This window comes from Methylosinus sp. KRF6, from assembly GCF_018887255.1.
GTDB lineage: Bacteria > Pseudomonadota > Alphaproteobacteria > Rhizobiales > Beijerinckiaceae > Methylosinus > Methylosinus sporium.
This window is the reverse complement of sequence record NZ_JAHLJF010000001.1, coordinates 2,646,269-2,666,921: the sequence shown is the minus strand read 5'-3', so window position 1 is coordinate 2,666,921 and position 20,653 is coordinate 2,646,269. Positions and strand designations below refer to the sequence as shown.

Here is a 20,653-nt window from a genome sequence, read left to right as displayed (position 1 = left end):
TCTAGGTCGGTCATGGCTCGTCTGGTGATGAAATTCGGCGGCACCTCGGTCGCCAATGTGGAGCGCATCCGCAATGTCGCGCTCCATGTGAAGCGCGAGGTCGAGGCCGGATACAAGGTCGCCGTCGTGGTCTCGGCCATGTCCGGCAAGACCAATGAGCTGGTCGCCTGGTGCAAGGACGCCGCCGCTCTGCACGATCAGCGCGAATATGACGCCGTCGTCGCCTCCGGCGAGCAGGTGACGGCCGGCCTTCTGGCCATTGCCCTGCAGAATATCGGCCTGTCCGCGCGCTCCTGGCAGGGGTGGCAAATCCCGATCCTGACCAGCGACGCCCATGGCTCTGCGCGCATCCAATCGATCGACGGGTCCGCTCTGCGCGCCGGCTTCGATCGCGGCGAGGTCGCCGTCATCGCCGGCTTCCAGGGAATTCACCAGCCGAGCGGCCGCATCACCACACTCGGCCGCGGCGGCTCGGACACCAGCGCCGTCGCCGTCGCCGCTGCGATCGAGGCGGACCGCTGCGACATTTATACGGATGTCGACGGCGTCTACACCACCGATCCGCGCGTCGTGCCCAAGGCGCGACGCATGGAGCGCATCGCCTTCGAGGAGATGCTGGAGATGGCCTCGCTCGGCGCCAAAGTGCTGCAGGTGCGCTCGGTGGAGGTGGCCATGGTGCATGGGGTCCGCACCTTCGTCCGCTCGTCTTTCGACGATCCGGCCCGTCCCAACAGCGGCACGCTGATCTGCAAAGAGGAGGATATTGTGGAAGCCCAGGTCGTGACCGGCATCGCCTTCTCGCGCGACGAGGCGCAGATCACCCTTCGCGGCGTCGCCGACAAGCCGGGCGTGGCGGCCGCCGTCTTCGTGCCGCTGGCCGAGGCCGGCGTCAATGTCGACATGATCGTGCAGGTCGCCTCCGACGCGACCATGACCGACATGACCTTCACCGTGCCCGCCGCCGAATATGAGCGCTGCCTCTCCATTCTCGAGAAGGCCAAGCCCTCGATCGGCTATGCAGGGCTCACCGGCGCCAAGGATGTGGCGAAGGTCTCGGCCATCGGCATAGGAATGCGCAGCCACGCCGGCGTCGCCGCCCGCGCCTTCAAGGCGCTGGCCGACAAGGGCGTGAACATTCGCGCCATCACCACTTCGGAGATCAAATTCTCCGTGCTGATCGACGCCGCCTATACGGAGCTCGCAGTGCGCACGCTGCATTCGCTCTATGGCCTCGACGCCGAGTGAGGCCGCTGCGAATTCGTCGCAATCGCCGCGTAACTGTCGAGACCGAGCTTATTTTAAAAGTAGGAGCCGAGCATGGATGAATTGATCGCCCGCATTTCCGCAGCGCTCGGCGTCGAGCCCGAGACGGCGCGCCTCGCCGCCGGCCATGTGCTCGGCTTTTTCCGCAAGGAATTCCCGGACGGTCCGGCGGCCGATCTCATCGCCAAGCTGCCCGGCGCCGAGGAGGCGATCGCCGCGGCCGAGGCGGCTCCGGCGGCGGATGGCGGGCTGCTCGGCGGTCTGTTGGGCGGGCTCGGCGGCCTCGTCGGCGGCTCCAAGGGCGATCTGATGGCGCTCGCCGGACGACTCTCCAGCGTCGGCCTCTCCATGGATCAGAGCCAGGCGCTGGCCAAGGAGTTCTTCGCCCATGCCGAGGGGCTGGTCGGCAAGGACAAGCTGAAGCAAATCACCGATTCCGTGCCGGGGCTGTCGCAGTTTTTATGAGGTCGTTTTCGTTCGGCGGACAGACGCGAACCTTCAGGCTCGCTCTTCGGCTCCGATGAAGGAGACCGCCAGGCAAGCCTGACGACAGCTCGGCGCGGCAGAATATGTCCCGTTTGTTTCGGGAGCATAGCCGCATGAGTCTGCATATTTCCCCTCCGTCGCCGCCGGACCTCGTCGACACGCTCGCTGTCTGGCGCGCGCGCTTTCCTCGTTTCGCTGAAATGATCGACGCCGGCGAATCGCCGGTCAAAGCTTTGCGCTATCTCGGCCTCGGCCTCTGGCAGGAGGGCGATGTGACCGGCGCCGTCGCCGCTCTGACGACGGCGGCCTCGCTCACGCCCGAGGACGCCCATCTCCTCGCCGATCTCGGCGCTGTGCTCTGGCTCGACGGCCGCAAGGCCGACGCGCTGCAATGTTTCATCGCCTCGCTGGAGCGCGATCCGAGCCGCGCTCAGGTCTGGCTCACCGTCGCCAGCCTCTGCAACGAGATCGGCGAGACCGCCACCGCCGAGCATTCCTATCTCGCGGCGCTCGATCTCGACCCCGCCTGCGCAGAGGCGGCGACCGGGCTCGGCCTCATCTGCCTCGAGAGCCGCCGCTATGACGAAGCCGTCACGCTGCTGCGCGGCGCGCTGGAGCGCGGCGTCGCCACCCCAGGCCTCTACGCCTGCTATGGTCAGGCGCTCTATCTGATCGGCGAATTCGCGGCCGCGCGCGCGGCATTGCAGCGCGCCGCCGAGGCGCTGCCCGAAGAAGCGCCGATCGTGCGCAAATATGCGCTCGCGGCTTTTGTGGAAACGGCGATCGCAGCGTCGCCGGAAGAGGCCTTCGCCGCCTATCGGCGCGCCGCCGGCCTCCATGCGGAGGAGGACGAGCGCGTCGCTCGCTCGGGCTTCCAGTCGCTCTGCGGCTTCGGCCGAAAGGAAGCGGCGATCCGCCTCGGCGAAGCGCTGCTGCGCGGGGCGCCGGACGATCCGATCATCCCCCATCATCTCGCCGCATTGCGCGGATTGCGGAGCGAGCGCGCGTCGCGCGCCTATATCGCCGCCTGCTTCGACAAATATGCGCCGGACTTCGATCGGCATCTCGTCGAGACGCTGGGCTATCGCCTGCCCACGACATTACAGCCGCTGCTGGCCGAGACCGCGCGCGCCTTCCCGCGCATTCTCGATCTTGGATGCGGCACCGGCCTCGCCGCCGAAATGCTCGCCGGCTTCGGCGAGGAGATCGTCGGCGTCGACCTCTCCCCGCGCATGTTGGAGAAGGCGCGCGAACGCCGGATCTATGCGCGGCTGGCGGAGCAGGACGTCGAGGATTTCCTGGTAGCCGATGGCGAGCGCTTCGATCTCGTCGTCGCGCTCGACCTGCTGATCTATTTCGGCGACCTCTCCGCTCTGTTCGCGAGCGTCGCGGCGCGCCTCGCCCCGGGCGGCGTTTTCGCATTCAGCATCGAGACCGGGGTCGAAGCCGATTATGCGCTCACGCCGACAGGTCGGTTCAGGCATGACCCGGCCTATGTCGAAAAATCGTGGGAGAAAGATTTCGTCCCGCTGGTCTCGCGGGAGACGACGATCCGCATAGAGGCCAACCGGCCGGTCGACGGCCGGCTGGTCCTGCTGCGGCGGCGTTGAACCTATAGCTCGTCCTGCGCCGCCTTCGCCTGCTTCAGCAGCGCGTCGGCGGCGATGATCTTATCCTTGTCGGGATCATGCGCCACGGCGCCGAAATCCTTCGCCAGCGCGGCGCTGAACGCCAGGGCCGCGATCGTCTCGCGGGGGTCGCTCGACCATTTGATCGCGACTTGCACATCGCGGCCGCCGATCGCCTCGGCGATTTCCGCCGGCAGGGCCACGGCGGGGTCGCGCTCTGCGAAGCGAATGTCGAAGCCGGCGTCCTCGCCGTCGAATGTGCAGGGCAGATAGCCCTCGACGGCGAAAGGGGCGTAATCGTGATCCAGCGAGACGGCGATCTTGGTCGCGTCGATCGCCTTTTGATGAGCGGCGCGGTCCGGCAGCTTGCCGCGCTCGATATAGAGAATGTGCCGTCTGGCCATGGAAACATCCTGTCTCGCGCGCCTCATTCGCGCGCTTGCGCCAAGCAGGAAACATTCCACTATGACAATGTCGCAGCCTTCGCCGCCACTGGTTCGCCACAGGCTCGGGCGATAGAATCCGCCGTATGATTCGTCCCTCTTTCCTTCTCCTCCTTCTCGCCGCCGGCCTCGGCCTCACTGTCGCGGCGCCGGCGCTCGCCAAAGAAAAGCCGGCGGCCGAGGATGCGGCCTCCGACGCCAAGGCCGACAAGAAGAAGCCGGCCAAGCCAGACGCCAGGAAAGCGGAGCCCGCCAAGAAGACGGAACCCAGCGACGCGAAGAAGCCGGCCGACGCCAAGAGCCACGCCGACAAGAAGCCGGCCGACGCCAAGAAAGGCGCCGAGGCGAAGAAAGGCGCCGAAGCGAAGAAAACCGCCGAAGCGAAAAAGCCCGCGGCGGCGGAGGAAGAGCCGGACGCCAAAAGCGGCAAGGACAAGAACGGCAAGACCGCCAAGGCCGGCAAGGAAAAGCCGGCCGAGAAGGAGAAGGCCGGCGCCAAGACGCCGACCGCCGTCGGCTCCTATGGCGATTGGAACGCCATGACCGCGCATGGGCAAGGCAAGGACAAGACCTGCTATGCGCTCGCCGAGCCGAAAGACCGCCAGCCGGGTAAATTGCAGCGCGACAAGGCCTATGTCTTCATCTCGACGCGGCCGGCCGAAGGCGTGCGCAATGAGGTGGCGATCATTCTGGGCTTTGCGGCCAAAGACGGCGGCGCCGCCAGCGCCGACATAGACGGCGGCAGTTTCGAGCTCGTGACCAAAGGCTCCAACGCCTGGGTGAAGAATCCGGCGAAGGAGAAGGAATTCGTCGAGGCGCTGAAGAGCGGGACCAAGCTCACCGTCAAGGCGCCCTCCGCCAAGGGCAATGTCACGACCGACGTCTATTCGCTGAAAGGCCTCTCCGACGCGCTCGGCCGCGTGCAGAAGGAATGCCCCTGAGCCGCGTAAGCCGCGCCATATCGAAAACGCCTCACCTCACGCCGATGACCATCGAATCCGGCCCCAATAGATGCTCGACGCGCGTCTGCGCGAAGCCGGCGTCGCGTATCCAGTCCAGGCAATCCGCGCCTGTGTAATCGAAGCCGCCGGGCGTCTCGATCAGCATGTTGAGGCTCATCAGCAGACCGAAGGCGTTGGTCTTGCGCTCGTCGTCGATCAGCGCTTCATAGACGATGAGCGCCCCGCCCTTCGGCAACGCCTCATAGGCTTTCGCCAGCAGCAGGCGCTTCTCCTCGAGATTCCAATCGTGGAGAATATGCCCCATGACGATGACGTCGACCTTGGGCAGCGCATCCTCGAAGAAATCGCCCGGATAGAAGCGCAGCCGATCGGAGAGCCCGTTCTGCGCGATGAAATCGTCGAACACCGGCTGCACTTGCGGGAGATCGAAGCCACCGCCGGTCAGATGCGGATGCGCGCGCGCGACCGTGACGGGAACCATGCCCTGCGCGCAGCCGACATCGACGAAAGTCTTGTAGTCCCGCCACGGGAATTTCGCGGCGATGGCCTGCGCCGGACCGGCGCTTATGCCGCTCATCGCGGTGAGGAAGCCGCGCAGCTTTTCCGGATCGGCGTAGAGCGCGCCGAAGAAATCCCCTTCGGCGGCGTTCTCGCTCTGCGCCGCGCCGGTGCGCAACGCCTCGGTGAGGCGGTTCCAGCTCGAGAACAAGCGCAGATTGGACATTTCCAATATCTGCCCGACATAGCTCGGCTTGGCGCGATCGAGGAAGAGGTCCGTCTCCGCCGTATTGCGATAGAGGCCGTTCTCGCGCTCGAGCATTCCGAGCGCCACCAGCGCATCGAAGAAATCGCGCGCCGAACGCTCATGCAGGCCGAGGCGGACGCGCAGCGTTTCGGCGTCGGCCGGGCCTTCGGCGAGAACGGTGAAGAGGCCGAGCTCGACCGCCGAGAGCAGAGCCTTGGAGTTCCAGAAGCCGAGACCGAGACCGAGGATTTTTTCCGGTGAGAGCTGGCTCATCTTTGTCCTCAATTTGGAAGATCGATTTGGAATCTCGACGCGCGTCTCCTTCTCCCACAAGTGGGAGAAGGGAGTTCCCTTGCATCTGAAATAGCGGCTCGTCTTATCATTTCGCGACGCGCCGGTCGATTTCGTCCCCTACTGTCCCGTTCGCGCAAACCATTCCTCTTCGCTGATGACCTCGACGCCCAGCTCCTCGGCCTTGGCGAGCTTGGAGCCGGCGCCCGGCCCCGCCACGACGAGATCGGTCTTCTTCGACACGGAGCCGGAAATCTTCGCGCCGAAACGTTCGGCCTGCGCCTTGGCCTCATCGCGTGTGAGCCGCTCCAGCGCGCCGGTGAAGACCACCGTCTTGCCGGCGACCGGCGAGGCGCTCTCGATCTGCGGCATGGGCTCTAGCGTCAGATGCGTGAGAAGCGCATCGATCTCGTCCTCATTGTGCTTCTCGGCGAAGAAATCATAGAGCGCCTCGGCGACGACGCCGCCAATGCCTTCGATCGACTCGATGCGCTCGCGCGCCTCGCTTCCCGGCGCGGCGTCGCGCGCCGTGTCGCGAAGGCTGGCGAAATCGGCGAAATGCCGCGCGAGGCGCTTGGCGTTGGTCTCGCCGACATGGCGAATGCCGAGCGCGAAGAGGAAACGATTGATCGGCACGCTGCGCCGCGCGTCGATCGCGGCGAAGAGATTGCGCACCGAGGTCTCGCCATAGCCCTCTCTGTTCTCGAGCTTGGTGAGGCTCGCTCGGTTTCGTTCGGCCAAAGTGAAAATTTCGGAGGCTGTGCGAATGAGGCCTTCCTCGAAGAAAGCCTCGATCTGCTTGTCGCCGAGCCCCTCTATGTCCATGGCGTTGCGCGAGGCAAAATGCTTCAAGCGCTCGATGCCCTGCGCTGGACAGACCAGCGAGCCGGTGCAGCGGCGCACCACATCCTCGACGCCCTTCTCGTCGATCTCGCGCACCGCCGCCGAGCCGCAGGCCGGGCAGACATGCGGGAATTCATAAGGCTTCGTTCCCTCCGGCCGCTTTTCCAGCACCACCTCGACGATCTGCGGAATGACGTCGCCGGCGCGCTGCACGACGACCGTATCGCCGACGCGAATATCCTTGCGCGCGATCTCGTCCTCGTTGTGCAGCGTGGCGTTGGAGACGACGACGCCGCCGACCGTCACCGGCTCCAGCCGCGCGATCGGCGTCAGCGCGCCGGTGCGGCCGACATTTATGTCTATGCCGCGCACGATGGTCTTGGCCTGCTCGGCGGGGAATTTATGCGCCACCGCCCAGCGCGGCGCGCGCGAGACGAACCCTAAGCGAATTTGCAGGCCGATATCGTCCACCTTGTAGACGACGCCGTCTATGTCATAGCCGAGCGTGGCGCGGCGCGCTTCTATATCGCGGAAATGCGCGAGCATCTTCTCGGCGCCGACGCAAATTTTGGTGAGCGGATTGGTCGGCAGGCCGAAGCTCGCCAGCGCCTGCACCATGCCGTATTGCGTGTCGGACGGCATGACGCTCACCTCGCCCCAGCTATAGGCGAAGAAACGCAAAGGCCGGCTCGCCGTCACCTTGGGATCGAGCTGGCGCAACGACCCCGCGGCGGAATTGCGCGGATTGGCGAAGAGCGGCTTGCCCGCGGCCGCTTGTCTTTCATTGAGCGCGAAGAAATCCTCGCGCCGCATATAGACCTCGCCGCGCGCCTCCAGCACATCCGGCCAGCTATCGCCATGCAGGCGCTGCGGAATTTCTCCGAGCGTGCGAATATTGGCGGTGATGTCCTCGCCCTCATAGCCGTCGCCGCGCGTCGCGGCATAGACGAGCGCGCCTTTCTCATAGCGCAGCGAGCAGGAGAGGCCGTCGATTTTCGGCTCGGCGGTGAAGAAGAGCGGCGCCTCGTCCGAGAAGCCCAGAAAGCGCCGCACGCGCGCGACGAATTCATGAACCTCTTCGTCTGCGAAGACGTTGCCGAGCGAGAGCATCGGCACGACATGTTTTATCTTGGCGAATTTCTCCGCCGGTGCGGCCCCGACCTTCTTGGTCAGCGAGGCGTCGGAGGAAAGCTCGGGAAAGGCTTTTTCCAAAGCCTCATAGCGCTGGCGCAGCGCGTCATAGTCGGCGTCGCTGACCGCGGGAGAGTCTTCCTGATAATAGCGGCGGTCATATTCGGCGAGCTCATCCGCCAGCCGCGAATATTCGAGCTTCGCCCGCCGCGGCGAGAGATCTTCGATCGGCGTGGGCTTTCTCTCGGCGCGTTTGCCCGAGGGGCGACCATCATCAGCGCTCATGATGACTTCCGAACTTGAAAACCAGCGCGCGCCCCTTCTCCCACTTGTGGGAGAAGGTGGCCCTCGCGTCAGCGAGGGTCGGATGAGGGCTCGCGCCGCTTCAGCCGTTTACGATCATTTGCGCGATGACGCAAAGCGGTCGAGGTTTCGATATTCGAGGGACCCTCATCCGACCTCGCTTTCGCGAGGTCGCTTCTCCCCGAGTGGGAGAAGGAGAAAGCGCCCTTCCTTACGAGCCCCTGCCCTACGCCGCCTCGGGCGCTGCGCCCACCAGCCTTCGCGCCTCCATCGGGCTGATCGGGCGGCCGAAGGCGTAGCCCTGCGCATAGGCGCAGCCGAGCTGATAGAGCTCGATAGCGTCCGATTCCGTCTCCGCGCCCTCGGCGACGACATCCATTCCGAGATCATGCGCCAGCGAGATCAGCGAGCGCAGGATCACCGCGCGCGAGCCCTTGCCGGTCTGGCGCGTGAAGGAGCGGCCGATCTTGATCGTGTCGAAGGGAAAGCTCTGCAGATAGGCGAGCGAGGAATAGCCGGAGCCGAAATCGCTCATCGCGAGGCCCGCGCCGAGCTCCTTGATTCGCCCCAGCATTTGCGCGGCGTATTCGGGATTTTCCATCACCAGCCCCTCGCCGAGCGCGAGCTTGAGGCTGCCTTTGACGATGTCGTTGCGCATCAGCACGCTTTTGACGTCGCGCAGCAGATCGTGCCGCAGCAATTGCCGCGAGCCGATATTGACGCAGGCGAAGATCGGCGGATCGACGGCGAGCGCGCGCTGCCAGGCGGCCAGCTCGCGCGCCGTGCGCTCCAGCGCCAATAGGCCGAAATCGACGATGAGGCCGGTCTGCTCGGCGACCTGTCCGAACTCGCTCGGATCGAGCTGGCCGAGGCGCGGATGATCCCAGCGCAGCAGCGCCTCGAAGCCGGCGATGGTGCGATCCTCGAGCCGCACCACCGGCTGGAAGAACACCTTGATCTCGCCGCGCTCCAGCGCGCGTCTGAGATCGGCCTCCAGCGTCAGCCGGTCGGAGCGCTGCGCGCGCATCGCCGGGCGGAACACTTCTATGCGATTGCCGCCGAGCTTCTTGGCGTGACGCAGCGAGATTTCGGCGTCCTCGAGCATGTCGTGGCGGTCGGGATGCAACTCCTTGTCGAACAGCGCCACGCCGATCGACACCGACAGCGAAATCTCGCGATCGGTGAAGCGCACCGGCGTCGCCAGCGTCCGCCGCACCGAATCGGCGAGCGCGATCACATGATCGACGTCGGTCTCGGAGACGAGAATGATGGCGAAGCGATCGCCGTCGAGCCGCGCCAGAGTGTCCTGCGGCTGCAACAGCCGCGTCAGGCGATGGGCGATGGTGAGCAGGATCGAATCGCCCGTCGCGACGCCCACCTGCTCGTTGATCTGGCGGAAACGGTCGATGTCGACGGCGAGCACGGTCGGCCGCACGCCGGCCTCGAGCCCGGCGAAGACCAGCGCCGCCTCCAGCCGATCGAAGAACAATTCGCGATTGGGCAGGCCGGTCAGATTGTCGTGGACGGCGTCATGCAGCAGCCGCTCCCTCGCATTGCGCTCGTCGGTGACGTCGGTGAGCGTGCCGACGACGCGAATGACTTCGCCATCCTGCCCGATCACCGGCCGCGCCCGCAGCCGGTAGCAGAAATAATGGCCGTCGGAGGCGCGCAGCCGGAACTCCTGATTGATGCGTCCGCGTCGCTGCTCGAGCAGCGAATCGAGGCAGGCGCGATAGCGGTCGTGCTCGAAAGGATGCAACAGCGCGAGCCAGGAGGACGCCGCGCCCTCGAGCCCGCCGCGATCGAGCCCGAGTTGTTCCTCGACCTCCGGGCTCACATAGATGTAATCGGCCGGCACGTCCCAATCGAAGACGATCTCATTGGCCCCGGTCAGCGCCAGCGCCTTGCGCTCCGTGTCGGAGATCGCGCCATGGGCGAGGCCGCCGCTGGCGAAGGCGTTTTGCATAACGGTGAAGCCGATCAGCATCACGATCAGCACCAGGCCGCCGACCAGCGCCGGCGAGACCAGATCATTGGTCAGCCAGCCGGAGACGGTGAAGCCCGCCGCGCAGACCCAGAGCAGCAGCAAGAACCAAGTTGGAATCAACATGATGGCGCGGTCGAAGCCATGCGTCGCCAGATACAGGACGAGCACGAATCCGACTGCAGAGACCGTGGCGAGCGAGATGCGCGCGACGCCCGCCGCCACTGGCGCGTCGAAAATGGCGAGGCCGACGAGATCGGCGAGAATCAGCAGCCAGAGCGCCGCCACGTGCCAGGCGCGCACATGCCAGCGGTTGAGGTTGAGATAGGCGAAGAGGAAGACCACCAAAGTCGCCGACAGCACCGTTTCGGCTCCGGCGCGCCAAATGCGGTCGGCATTGGGATCGACGCCGAAAATCTTGGCCCAGAAGCCGAAATCGATGCAGACATAGGCGAGCACAGACCAGGCCAGCGCCGCCGCCGCCGGGAAGATCACCGCGCCTTTGACGACGAAGACGATGGTGAGGAACAGCGCCAGCAGGCCGGCGATGCCGATGACGATGCCCTTATAGAGGGTGAGGCTCGTCACCTTGTCCTTGTAGGATTCGGGCTCCCACAGATAGAGCTGCGGCAGATTGGGCGTGCGCAGCTCGGCCACATAGGTGATCGTGGTGCCGGGATCGAGGGTCAGGCGAAAAACATCGGCGTCCCCGCTATCCTCATGTTCCGGCGGAAATCCCTGGCTCGCGGTGATCGCCGAAATGCGCGTAGCGCCGAGGTCCGGCCAGATCACTCCCGACCCTTGAAGGCGGAAATGCGGGGCGACGATCAGCCGCTCCAATTGCTCGTCCGTATCATTTGTGAGCGCGAAAACGATCCAGCTCGGGCGCGTGCCCGCTTCTTTGGCGCCCACTTCTATGCGTCGGATGATGCCGTCGGAGCCGGGGGCGGTCGAGACCTGGAGACGGTCGCCCTCGGAGGAATATTTCTCCACCGCATGGGTGAGGTCGATGGCGGCCGCGTCCTGCGGCACGCGCACGGAATCGATGGCGAGGGCCCGCGACCCGCAAAGGACGAGAAAAAAGAGAGCGATCAGATATCTGGATAGCGGCACGAATCTCGTCTCTGGCGCGCAGGCCCAAAAAGTCCGATTGTCGCGAGGGCGGCCGGTCGGCTTTCGGATTTCTTCTTGTCTGAATTTTGACTGGTACCGGCTAAGTCGCCGGTCTGCAAGCCGGTATGGTCTTTGCGTGTCGCGGGCGGCCGAGCGGCCGCGCTTGCGGAGGCCGGACGGGCCCAATATACGCTGAAACGGGAACAGGGCAGAATTTTAGAAGTTCTCTAGATTTGGGCGATGCGGCCTCGCAGAGCTCTCGTCTGGCGGATATGGCCTGTCGAAACTAAGGAAACTGGATGCGTAGCGCTCTCGGCGGACCCCGCTTGCTGCTCCGCCGGCTTCGCGAGGTCATGGCGGAGCCGGTGAGCGCGCAGGCGCGGCTCGACAAGATCGTCGTGCTGATCGCGTCCAATATGGTGGCGGAAGTCTGCTCGGTCTATGTGCTGCGCGCCGACCAGGGGCTCGAGCTCTACGCCACCGAGGGCCTCAATCGCGAGGCGGTGCATCTCACCACCATGCACGCCGGCGAAGGCCTCGTCGGCCTCATCGCCAAAAACGCCGAGCCGCTGAACCTCTCCGAGGCGCAGGAACACCCGTCCTTCTCCTACAAGCCGGAGACGGGCGAGGAGATCTATCACTCCTTCCTCGGCGTGCCGATCTTGCGCGGCGGCAACACGCTCGGCGTGCTCGTCGTGCAGAACAGGGTGCGGCGCATCTATTCCGAGGAGGAGATAGAGGCGCTGCAGACGACGGCGATGCTGGTCGCCGAGATGATCGCCTCGGGCGAATTGCGCTCCATCGCCAAGACGCCGGAGAGCTTCGCGCTCGACCGCCCCGTCGTGGTCAAGGGCGCGCCCATGTGCGAGGGCGTCGGGCTCGGCTATGCGGTGCTGCACGAGCCGCGCGTCGTCGTCAAGCAGCTGATCGCCGAGGATATCGCCGCGGAGGTCCAGCGCCTCAACGCGGCGATCGAGGCGATGCGCGTCTCCATCGACGAATTGGTCGCCCATGGCGACCGCATGGGCGCCGGCGAGCATCGCGAGGTGCTGGAGGCGGTGCGCATTTTCGCCAATGACCGCGGCTGGGTGCGCCGGCTGCACGAGGCGGTGCTGAGCGGCCTCACGGCAGAGGCGGCGGTGGAGCGCGTGCAGAACGACGCGCGCGCCAAGCTGCAACGCCAGACCGACCCTTATCTGCGCGATCGTCTCCACGATCTCGACGATCTCGCCAATCGGTTGCTGCATCAGCTCACCGGGCAGAGCTATGTCGCCGGTCGTGAATCGATCCCCGAGAACGCCATTCTCATCGCCCGCAACATGGGCCCCGCCGCGCTGCTGGACTATGACCGCTCGCGGCTGCGCGGCCTAGTGCTGGAGGAAGGCGGGCCGGCGAGCCATGTCGGCATCGTCGCCCGCGCGCTCGGCGTCGCCACCGTCGGGCTCGCCGCCAATGTGACCGATCTCGTCGAGGCGGGCGACGCCGTCATCGTCGACGGCGTCACCGGCGACGTGCATATACGCCCGCCGCCGGACGTGCAGACCGCCTATGGCGAGAAGGCGCGGCTGCGCGCCCGCCGCATGGAGCAATACGCCAAGCTGCGCGATGTGGCCGCCGTGACCAAGGACGGCGTCGAGATCGCGCTGCATATGAACGCCGGCCTCATCGTCGACGTGCCGCATCTGCACGAGACCGGCGCGCGCTCGATCGGCCTGTTCCGCACCGAGCTGCAATTCATGCTGGCGCCGCGCTTTCCGCGCATGAACGAGCAGTTCCTGCTCTACAAGGCGGTGTTCGACGCGGTGCAGGACCGCCCCGTCACCTTCCGCACGCTCGACATCGGCAGCGACAAGATCCTGCCCTATATGGCGACGATCGACGAGGAGAATCCCGCGCTCGGCTGGCGCGCCATCCGCATCGGCCTCGATCGTCCTGGTCTGCTGCGTATGCAGATCCGCGCCATGCTGAAGGCCGCGGGCGGCCGAGACGTGCGCATCATGTTCCCGATGATCGCCAATGTCGCGGAATTCGAAGCGGCGAAGACGATCGCGCATCGCGAGCTCGCGCATCTCCAGCGCCATGGCCATCGGCCGCCGACCAATATGCAGCTCGGCGCCATGGTCGAGGTGCCCTCGCTGCTGTGGGAGCTCGACGCCATCGCCGCGCGCGCCGATTTCCTGTCGGTCGGCTCCAATGATCTCGTGCAATACATGTATGCGGCCGATCGCGACAATACGCGCGTCTCCAAGCGTTACGACACGCTCTCCACGCCGGTGATGCGGGCGCTGGAGCGCATCGCCGCGGCGGGCAAGCGCGCCGGCAAGACGGTGACGCTCTGCGGCGAGATGGGCGGCCGCCCGCTGGAGGCGCTAGCGCTGCTCGCTCTCGGCTATCGCTCGCTGTCCATGTCGCCCTCTTCGATCGGGCCGGTGAAGGCGATGATCCTCGCCGTCAATCTCGAGGAGGCGGAAGTGTTTCTCGCCTCGCTGCTCGCAAAAGAGGACGGCGCGCCGAGCCTGCGCGAGAATTTGCGCGAATTCGCCGCGGCGCGCGATATTCCGGTTTGACCATGCGTCAATTCGAGAAATCTCGCCGGGAAAGGCGTTTCCGCCGAGTCTTCCTCGTGGACCGCGGTCCGACCCTCACCCTGATGGGGAGGGTGAGCGCGTCGATTTCGGCATTCGCCACGAAAGACCGGGGCCGCTAGCGACGCTCGCGCTTCGCTCCACGCCATCCCCTACCCTCTCGCTCGGCTCGCCCCATGTTCGCCCAAGACAAGCTCGACCTCATTTTGCGTCGTCACGAGGAGATCGCCGACCGGCTCAGCGCCGGGCCGGACGCAGCGAGCTTCGTCGCGCTCTCGCGCGAGCTCGCCTCGCTCGACGACGTCGTCGCCAAGATCAAAACCTATCGCGCGACGCTCGCCGAGATCGACGGCCTCGGCGAAATGCTCGCCGATCCGGCGATCGATCCCGACATGCGTGAATTCGTCGATGGCGAGCTGAAAGTCGCGCAGGATGCGCTGACCCGCGCCGAGCATGAGCTGAAGCTCGCTCTGCTGCCGAAAGACTCCGCCGACGAAAAAGGCGTCATTCTAGAGGTGCGCGCCGGCACCGGCGGCGACGAGGCCGCGCTCTTCGCCGGCGATCTCTTCCGCGCCTATCAGCGCTACGCCGCCGTCAAAGGCTGGAGCGTCGAGATTCTCTCCGCCAGCGAAGGCGCGCTCGGCGGCTATAAGGAGATCGTCGCCGAGATCGCCGGCCGCGGCGTCTATGCGAAACTGAAATTCGAATCGGGCGTGCATCGCGTGCAGCGCGTGCCGGCGACGGAGACGCAGGGGCGCATTCACACTTCGGCGGCGACGGTCGCCGTGCTGCCGCAGGCGGAGGATGTCGACGTCGCGATAGACGACAAGGACTTGAGCATCGAGACGATGCGCTCGGGCGGCGCCGGCGGCCAGCATGTCAACAAGACCGAATCGGCGATCCGCATCACCCATATTCCATCCGGCATCGTCGTAATGATGCAGGAGGAGCGCTCGCAGCATCGCAACAAGGCCAAGGCGATGGAGGTGCTGCGCTCGCGCCTCTATGACGCCGAGCGCCAGCGCCTCGACAGCGCGCGCGCCGCCGATCGCAAGGCGCAGGTCGGCTCCGGCGATCGATCAGAGCGCATTCGCACCTATAATTTTCCGCAAGGCCGCGTCACCGACCATCGCATCAATCTGACGCTCTATAAGCTCGATCGCGTGATGGAAGGCGAGATGGACGAGATTTTCGACGCTCTGACGACGGATCATCAGGCGAAATTGCTGGCGCAGAGCGAGAGCTGACGCTTCGACGCGATCGAGCCCCGATTCAGTTCCGAGTTGAATGCGACAGCGGATGCGCCTAGGGTGCGCCCGCACTGAAATTAGTCATTCGCTTTTTCGACAATCGACTCGAAATATATCTTCGAGGAGCGCGCATCATGCGTAAGATATTCGCTTTCGCGCTCCTGGCTTCTACGTTCTCGCCGCCGGCCTGCGCGGTCGAGACGACCACCCTTCGCGATCTGCCGCCGTTCGCGGCGCCTCGAAGTCCATTCGACTGGACAGGGGTCCATTTCGGGACGACCGGGGGATATGGCGGCGGATACGGCCCGGCCAATCGCGAGCGGCTCCAATATTCGAACGCCCACGCCGTGGCGAGCGCGAGCGCGTCGAGCGAGAATGCGACCGTCGGATTCGGCTATTTGTTCGCCGGCGCCGCGCTCGGATACGACTATCGACCGGCCGGAGAGCTGATCGTCGGGCTCGAAGCCGACTGGTCGCGGATCGTCGCGGATGTCACGCCGGGGGTCGCCGTCGCGGCGGCGCGCGGCCTATCCGCGAGCGATCCAGGATGGTTCGCGACATTGCGGGCGCGCATGGGCTATGGGCTGTTCGACCGTTTCCTGCCCTATCTCACCGGCGGCGTCGCCTATTCGAGAATCGGCGCCGATATGGTCGCGAGATTTCCCGAGACGAGCCTCGCCGCCTCGACGGCGATCGGGACGGGGTCGGGCGCGAAGCTCGGCTGGACCATGGGCGCGGGCATGGAGTATGCGATCACGGACCAGATCAGCGTCAAGACCGAGTATCTCTATTCGGAATTCGGCGGCTCCGCGCTCCCCATCATCACCGCTTTCGCGTCCGCCGAGCCGGCCGTAGGCGTCCTTTCGACACGGAAAGTCGGCGTCCATACGGTGCGCGGCGGCGTGAGCTGGAGGCCGCGTCGGCAGGACGCCGATTCTGCGCTCCCGCCTCCCGATCTCGGCGCCGGAGCGCCGCGCCCCGCCTTCCCGAGGAGCGGCCTCTATTTCGGCCTGGGCGGAGGCTTCGCCGGCGGCGGCGGCGTCGCCGATCTGAACAGATCCCAGCCGCAGGGCGCGGGGTTTTCGGGCGCTTCCGTCAAAACGAGGATCGGATACGGCGATCGTCTCATCGGCGCTCTCGCGGGATATGATCATATCGTCGGCGACCGGATCATCCTCGGCCTCGCGGCCGATTTTTACGGCGGCGTCCTCGGAACGCATGTCGTCGACGACGGCGCCCAATCGGAAACGACGAGCGCGGACGGCCTCTATCTGCTTCAGACGGGCAATCTGTCCCAAAGCGATGCGCGCATCGAGCGTCGCTGGTTCGCGACGACGAGGGCGCGCCTCGGCTATGCGCTGCTCGAACGGCTCGCGCCCTATGTCACGGCGGGCGTCGCCTTTTCGAAGATCGAGGCGAAATTCGCCTCGTCGACCCTATCGAGCCTTTTCGTGAAATCGCTCGATCCCGTCGGCGTCTACGCCAGCGACGGATGGAGCGCCTCGCGCGGCGCCGCGAGCGAGGTCGAGGTCGGCTGGACGGCGGGCGCGGGAGCCGAATATGCGCTTACCGAGCGGATCGCGCTATGGACCGAATATCTCTATTCGAAATTCGGCGGCGCGACCATTCCGATCGCCACGCTCTCGTCGAATGGCGCGCTGTCCGTCAGCTCGTTGTCGACGGCGCCGGTCGGCGTCCACTTGGTCCGCGGCGGCGTCAGCTGGAAATTCTTCGAGCCCGAACTGAGCGCGCTCCTCGGCGGCTGGAGCCTTTTCGCATTTCGTTGAAGCCGACGCGCCTCCGACGCCGGATCGGCGTCTTTTCCCGCGAAGAGACCAGCGCTGTGCGCCGTCGCACGAACATCCGGCGTGGCGCGTCGTAGCGTGCGAAGGCTCGCCGATGAGAGCGAGCGCAACGCAAACGGAGTTGGTCATGAGCAAAAACGCCCTCGCCGCCGGACTTCTGGCCCTGACATTGACCGGTTCGACCATTCTCGCCTCCACCACCGAGGCGAGCCCCTATCGGCGCCATCACCACGGCCATTATTGGGGCGGCGTCGCCGCCGCGGGCGCGCTGACGGCTCTGACGCTCGGCGCCGTCGCCGCGTCGCAAGCGCCGAGCGATTGCTATATGACCCGCCAGCCCGTGACCGACGACTGGGGCAATGTCCTCTATTTCCGCCGCGTGCGCGTCTGCGAGTGAGCCAGCGCGGATGGATGAGCCCGAAAATGCGCGGCCCTTCGACCTCGAAGCGGCCGCGCCTAGCGAGGCCTCTCCCCCGCCCGCTCGTTCAGACGTCGATAGAGCGTGCTGCGATGCACGCCGAGCACGCGAGCGGCCTTGCTGAAATTGCCGTCGCAGGCGTCGAGCGCCGCGCGCATCGCCGAAAGCTCGGCGTCGCGCAGCCTGTGCTCGGCGAGCCGCGCCGAGAGCGGCTCGAAACAGATGTCGTGCAGCTCCAAAGGACAATCCGTCGGCCGCGCGCGGCAGGACGAGGGCGTGTTGGCGAGACCATAATAGCGCCGGCCGTCGCTCCCGATGATCTCCGCCATTTGCGGCGCGGCTCTCAGCGGCTCGAACAATTCGTCGAAACTCACGCAATCGAGCGCGCTCCAATCGCGCTGCACGAAGGAGAGGCCGCGGCGATTGGCGGCGATGAGCCGCTTGTCGTCGTCGAAGGCGAGGAGCCCCTCGCGCGGCGCGCCGACGACGGCGGGATCGGTGTGGAAGCGCAAGACTGTCGCCGCTGAAAAAGCATTGCCGCCAAAGAAGCGATGCTCGATCTGCTCGACCGCGAAGCGAACGAGCCCCAGAGCATGGACGCGGTGCACGCCGGCGTTGGCCGAGAGGGCCAGCGCGCCGACGACGACGCCGCGCGGATCGACGATGGGCGCCGCCGCGCCGCTCAAAATGGCGTGGCTCTCGAAGAAATGCTCGCCGCCATGCACGGCTACCGCCCGCCGCTCGGCCAGAGCCGCGCCGATCGCATTGGTGCCGGCGGCCGCCTCGCTCCAATGCGCGCCCGGCCTGAGCGAGATTTCCGTCGCCTGAGCGGCAAACCCAATGTCGCCGACAGCGTCGACGATCACTCCCTGCGCATCGGCGAGGATGACGACCGCGCCGGTCTCATGCGCCTCGGCGTTGAGCGCGTCGAGCTCCGGCCGGCAGAGGCGCCGCAGCCGCTCGTGGCGCGCGAGAAAAGTCTGCAGCTCGGTCCGCTCGAGCGCGGCGGCGCGGGGCGGTTTGGCGACGTCGAGGCCGAGCTCCGCGCAGCGCAGCCAGGACCGCAGAATCGGCTGTTTGAGCTCGACGGTCGGCAGCTCTCCGCGGCCGAAGAATTTTTCACGCGCCGCCTCCGTCAGGCTGGCGGAATAGAGGGGCATTTGAGACGCCTTTTCGCGGCCGTCCGATACGCAACGGCTGGCGGCCGGCTCGTCGCCGAGCCGGCCGCAGCTCGTTAATATGAGAATACGCCCGGTTTGTGCACTGCACCAATTGTCGCATCCCCTCCCCTATCCCATGGGATCAGAAGGAGAAAATCGTTCCTGCGACGAGCGCGTTGGTCCGCACGCCCTGCCCCAGCAGATTATGCGAGACCGAGCGCACGAATTCGCTCTGAAACGTGACCCAATCGGTGAAGCGATATTTCACGAAGCCGATGGTCGAGGCGTTGGAGGCGACGAGCGCGCCATCGCCGAGACGGCCGGGATAATCGGCGAGATTGGCGTCGAGATAGCTGACGCCATAGCTGCCGCCGAAAGTCAGGCGCTCGAAGAGCGTATAGCCGGCCTGGGCGTAATAGCCCGAGGATTTGCGCCGCTCGCCGTCATAGCCGACGCCGTCGAAATAGAGCCCCGTCGTGCCGAGGCCGACGCCCTTATAGCCATAGCCGACCAAAGTCACCGGGCCGACGTCGAGACGGCCGCCGGCGTCGATCGCCATGGAGCGCACGCCTGCTCCGCGCGGCAGCAGCACGGCGTCGCCGGATTCGACGCGATGGCGCTGGGTGAGGCCCGATGTCCACAGGGTCAGCTTCGTCCCCGGCGCGAGCTCGCCCACATATTTGAGGCGCGCCTGAAAGCCCGGCTGATCATGCCCGGTGATCACGCCCGAATAGGGAAGGACGCCGGAGGCCGACACATAGGACCCGGCATTGTCGAATTGCTGATACGGCGAGAAGACGCCGACCGAGACGGTCACGCCATGGAAATCCGGCGTCGTATAAGTGAGCTGCGGAATCCAATCCGCATAGACATAGCCGAAGCCGATGCGGCCGAGGCTGGTGTTGGACGGGCTGGCGTTGGCGGCGATGGTGCCGGCGCCGAACAAAGTGAAATCATTGAGAATGGCGTCGGCGGCGAAGAGGCCGAGATCGCGGCCGACCTTCAGCGCGCCATAATCGGCGGAGCTGATTTCGCCGAATACCTGGCGCAGATCGACGCCCGGCGTGCCGAGAGCCACAGAGGCGCCGGAACTATTGCCATTGAGCAGGCCGACGCGAATATTATTGCCGCCCGCGTAGAGGCCGAGCGAGAAGGACACCTTATAGCCCTCCTGCTCGGTCGAGAGACTGAGCGCCAGCGCGCTCGGCAGCAGACCGGAGCGAATGGCCGAGGAGTTGTTATAGACGCTGCCGCCGCCGAGCCCGCCGGCGACGATCGCCGTTCCGGCCTGCTTGAATTGCTCGGTCGCGAAAAAGGCGAGTTGGCCCGAGAGGCGCACATCGACCGCGCCGACGCGCGCGCCGATCCCTTTGTCGAGGCGCGTGATGAAGCGATCCGAAGGCGTCGCGAGCGGCTGCGCGGCGGCATGGCTCGCCACAGCGGCGCGGGCCGGCGCGGCGGTCTCGGCAGCATGGCGCGCCTTCAGCTTGCGATATTCGCCCTTGGTCAGAATTCCCTTGGCTTTCAGCTGATCGAGCAGCTGATCCGTCGTATCCGCGCGCGCCGCTCCGGTGAAAAGCGAAACAAAGGCCAGCCCCGCCGCCATCACATTCGTCGCCTCGCGCCGCATTGGACGCGGAACGGCCACATCGCCGGTTCTTGTCATTGGCGTTTCCGTCGTTTCTTCTCAGGAAAAGTCCCGGCCGCCCTTCGAAGAGACGGCCGGGAAAGTTAGGGAGGATTGAGTGACCGCTCGTCATCGACCCAGCGGCGCGGGCCTCTTTCCCTGGGAAGGAAAGTCTCGTAACGGCGCGACCCGGCGCCGCCGCTCTAAAGAGCAGCGCGACGAAATCGGACCGAATCTGCTTGGGGAGGCGCGGCGTCAGCGTCGTTCACGAAGAACAGGCCGTCAAAGCCGCAGAAGAATGATCGAATCTTCGTCGATCAGCTTCGATATCGTCTCTGGTACAATTACAACCCCTGGATCTTCGCTCGCCTTCGGCAGGAGAGCGCGTGGTCTTTCGGGGGATCATTAGGCGACGTGCGCCGCACAATGGCAATTAGAACGTCTCGAAATCGCGACAGATTTCGCTAATTCGACAAACTGTCGCGACAAAGACTGCCGCAGACTGCGACAGTCGCGCTCGCGACGCCGCAAAATGCGACAGCGCGACAATACGCCTCGCCCGGAAAGCGCGGCACGATGTCGCGCATCCCGTTCTAGATCAACAGATTACATGCGT

General features: G+C 65.6%; 14 protein-coding genes. 8 read left to right on the top strand and 6 right to left on the bottom strand.

The features are described from left to right. Nucleotides 1–12 precede the first annotated feature (12 nt). From KP010_RS12770 to KP010_RS12760, 3 genes are all read left to right on the top strand, one after another. Nucleotides 13–1,245, top strand: coding sequence for an aspartate kinase (locus KP010_RS12770; RefSeq protein ID WP_142861972.1), 1,233 nt, complete (start codon nt 13–15; stop codon nt 1,243–1,245). 72 nt (nt 1,246–1,317) lie between these two features. Beyond that, the gene (locus KP010_RS12765) at nt 1,318–1,728 is read left to right on the top strand and encodes a DUF2267 domain-containing protein (RefSeq protein WP_142861973.1); all 411 of its coding nucleotides are present in this window, start codon (nt 1,318–1,320) and stop codon (nt 1,726–1,728) included. 134 nt (nt 1,729–1,862) lie between these two features. Next, the gene (locus KP010_RS12760) at nt 1,863–3,359 is read left to right on the top strand and encodes a methyltransferase domain-containing protein (RefSeq protein ID WP_142861974.1); all 1,497 of its coding nucleotides are present in this window, start codon (nt 1,863–1,865) and stop codon (nt 3,357–3,359) included. Nucleotides 3,360–3,361: 2 nt separating this feature from the next. On the opposite strand, the gene KP010_RS12755 is transcribed toward KP010_RS12760, so the two are convergent. Then, nucleotides 3,362–3,781 (bottom strand): hypothetical protein, encoded by a 420-nt coding sequence (locus KP010_RS12755; protein WP_142861975.1) that lies wholly within the window; start codon nt 3,779–3,781, stop codon nt 3,362–3,364. Nucleotides 3,782–3,906: 125 nt separating this feature from the next. On the opposite strand from KP010_RS12755, the gene KP010_RS12750 reads away from it, so the two are divergent. Next, nucleotides 3,907–4,761 (top strand): invasion associated locus B family protein, encoded by an 855-nt coding sequence (locus tag KP010_RS12750; protein WP_142861976.1) that lies wholly within the window; start codon nt 3,907–3,909, stop codon nt 4,759–4,761. A gap of 31 nt (nt 4,762–4,792) precedes the next feature. Here the strand turns inward: KP010_RS12750 and KP010_RS12745 are convergent, their stop codons facing one another. From KP010_RS12745 to KP010_RS12735, 3 genes are all read right to left on the bottom strand, one after another. Then, nucleotides 4,793–5,800, bottom strand: coding sequence for a methyltransferase (locus KP010_RS12745; protein WP_216280931.1), 1,008 nt, complete (start codon nt 5,798–5,800; stop codon nt 4,793–4,795). A 138-nt stretch (nt 5,801–5,938) separates the two neighbouring features. Beyond that, a complete protein-coding gene (gene ligA, locus KP010_RS12740) occupies nt 5,939–8,077 on the bottom strand; it encodes an NAD-dependent DNA ligase LigA (RefSeq protein WP_142861978.1) in 2,139 nt (712 codons plus the stop codon). Nucleotides 8,078–8,321: 244 nt separating this feature from the next. Beyond that, nucleotides 8,322–11,192, bottom strand: a complete 2,871-nt coding sequence (locus KP010_RS12735) for an EAL domain-containing protein (RefSeq protein WP_142861979.1) — start codon at nt 11,190–11,192, stop codon at nt 8,322–8,324. A gap of 299 nt (nt 11,193–11,491) precedes the next feature. Here KP010_RS12735 and ptsP point away from each other — a divergent pair, with 299 nt between their 5' ends. The 4 genes from ptsP to KP010_RS12715 all read left to right on the top strand — a co-directional run bounded on the left by ptsP (nt 11,492) and on the right by KP010_RS12715 (nt 17,229). Further along, nucleotides 11,492–13,759, top strand: a complete 2,268-nt coding sequence (ptsP, locus tag KP010_RS12730; RefSeq protein WP_216280930.1) for a phosphoenolpyruvate--protein phosphotransferase — start codon at nt 11,492–11,494, stop codon at nt 13,757–13,759. Nucleotides 13,760–13,953: 194 nt separating this feature from the next. Next, nucleotides 13,954–15,024 (top strand): peptide chain release factor 1, encoded by a 1,071-nt coding sequence (prfA, locus tag KP010_RS12725; RefSeq protein ID WP_108917733.1) that lies wholly within the window; start codon nt 13,954–13,956, stop codon nt 15,022–15,024. A 137-nt stretch (nt 15,025–15,161) separates the two neighbouring features. Next, a complete protein-coding gene (locus KP010_RS12720) occupies nt 15,162–16,814 on the top strand; it encodes an outer membrane protein (protein WP_142861981.1) in 1,653 nt (550 codons plus the stop codon). A gap of 145 nt (nt 16,815–16,959) precedes the next feature. Further along, the gene (locus KP010_RS12715; RefSeq protein ID WP_216280929.1) at nt 16,960–17,229 is read left to right on the top strand and encodes a hypothetical protein; all 270 of its coding nucleotides are present in this window, start codon (nt 16,960–16,962) and stop codon (nt 17,227–17,229) included. Between the two features lie 59 nt (nt 17,230–17,288). On the opposite strand, the gene KP010_RS12710 is transcribed toward KP010_RS12715, so the two are convergent. Further along, complete coding sequence (locus tag KP010_RS12710) at nt 17,289–18,410, bottom strand: sigma-54-dependent Fis family transcriptional regulator (protein ID WP_142861983.1); 1,122 nt, start codon at nt 18,408–18,410, stop codon at nt 17,289–17,291. Between the two features lie 142 nt (nt 18,411–18,552). Next, on the bottom strand, nt 18,553–20,076 hold the full coding sequence (locus KP010_RS12705) for a porin (RefSeq protein ID WP_253203618.1): 1,524 nt from the start codon (nt 20,074–20,076) through the stop codon (nt 18,553–18,555). Nucleotides 20,077–20,653: the final 577 nt, after the last annotated feature.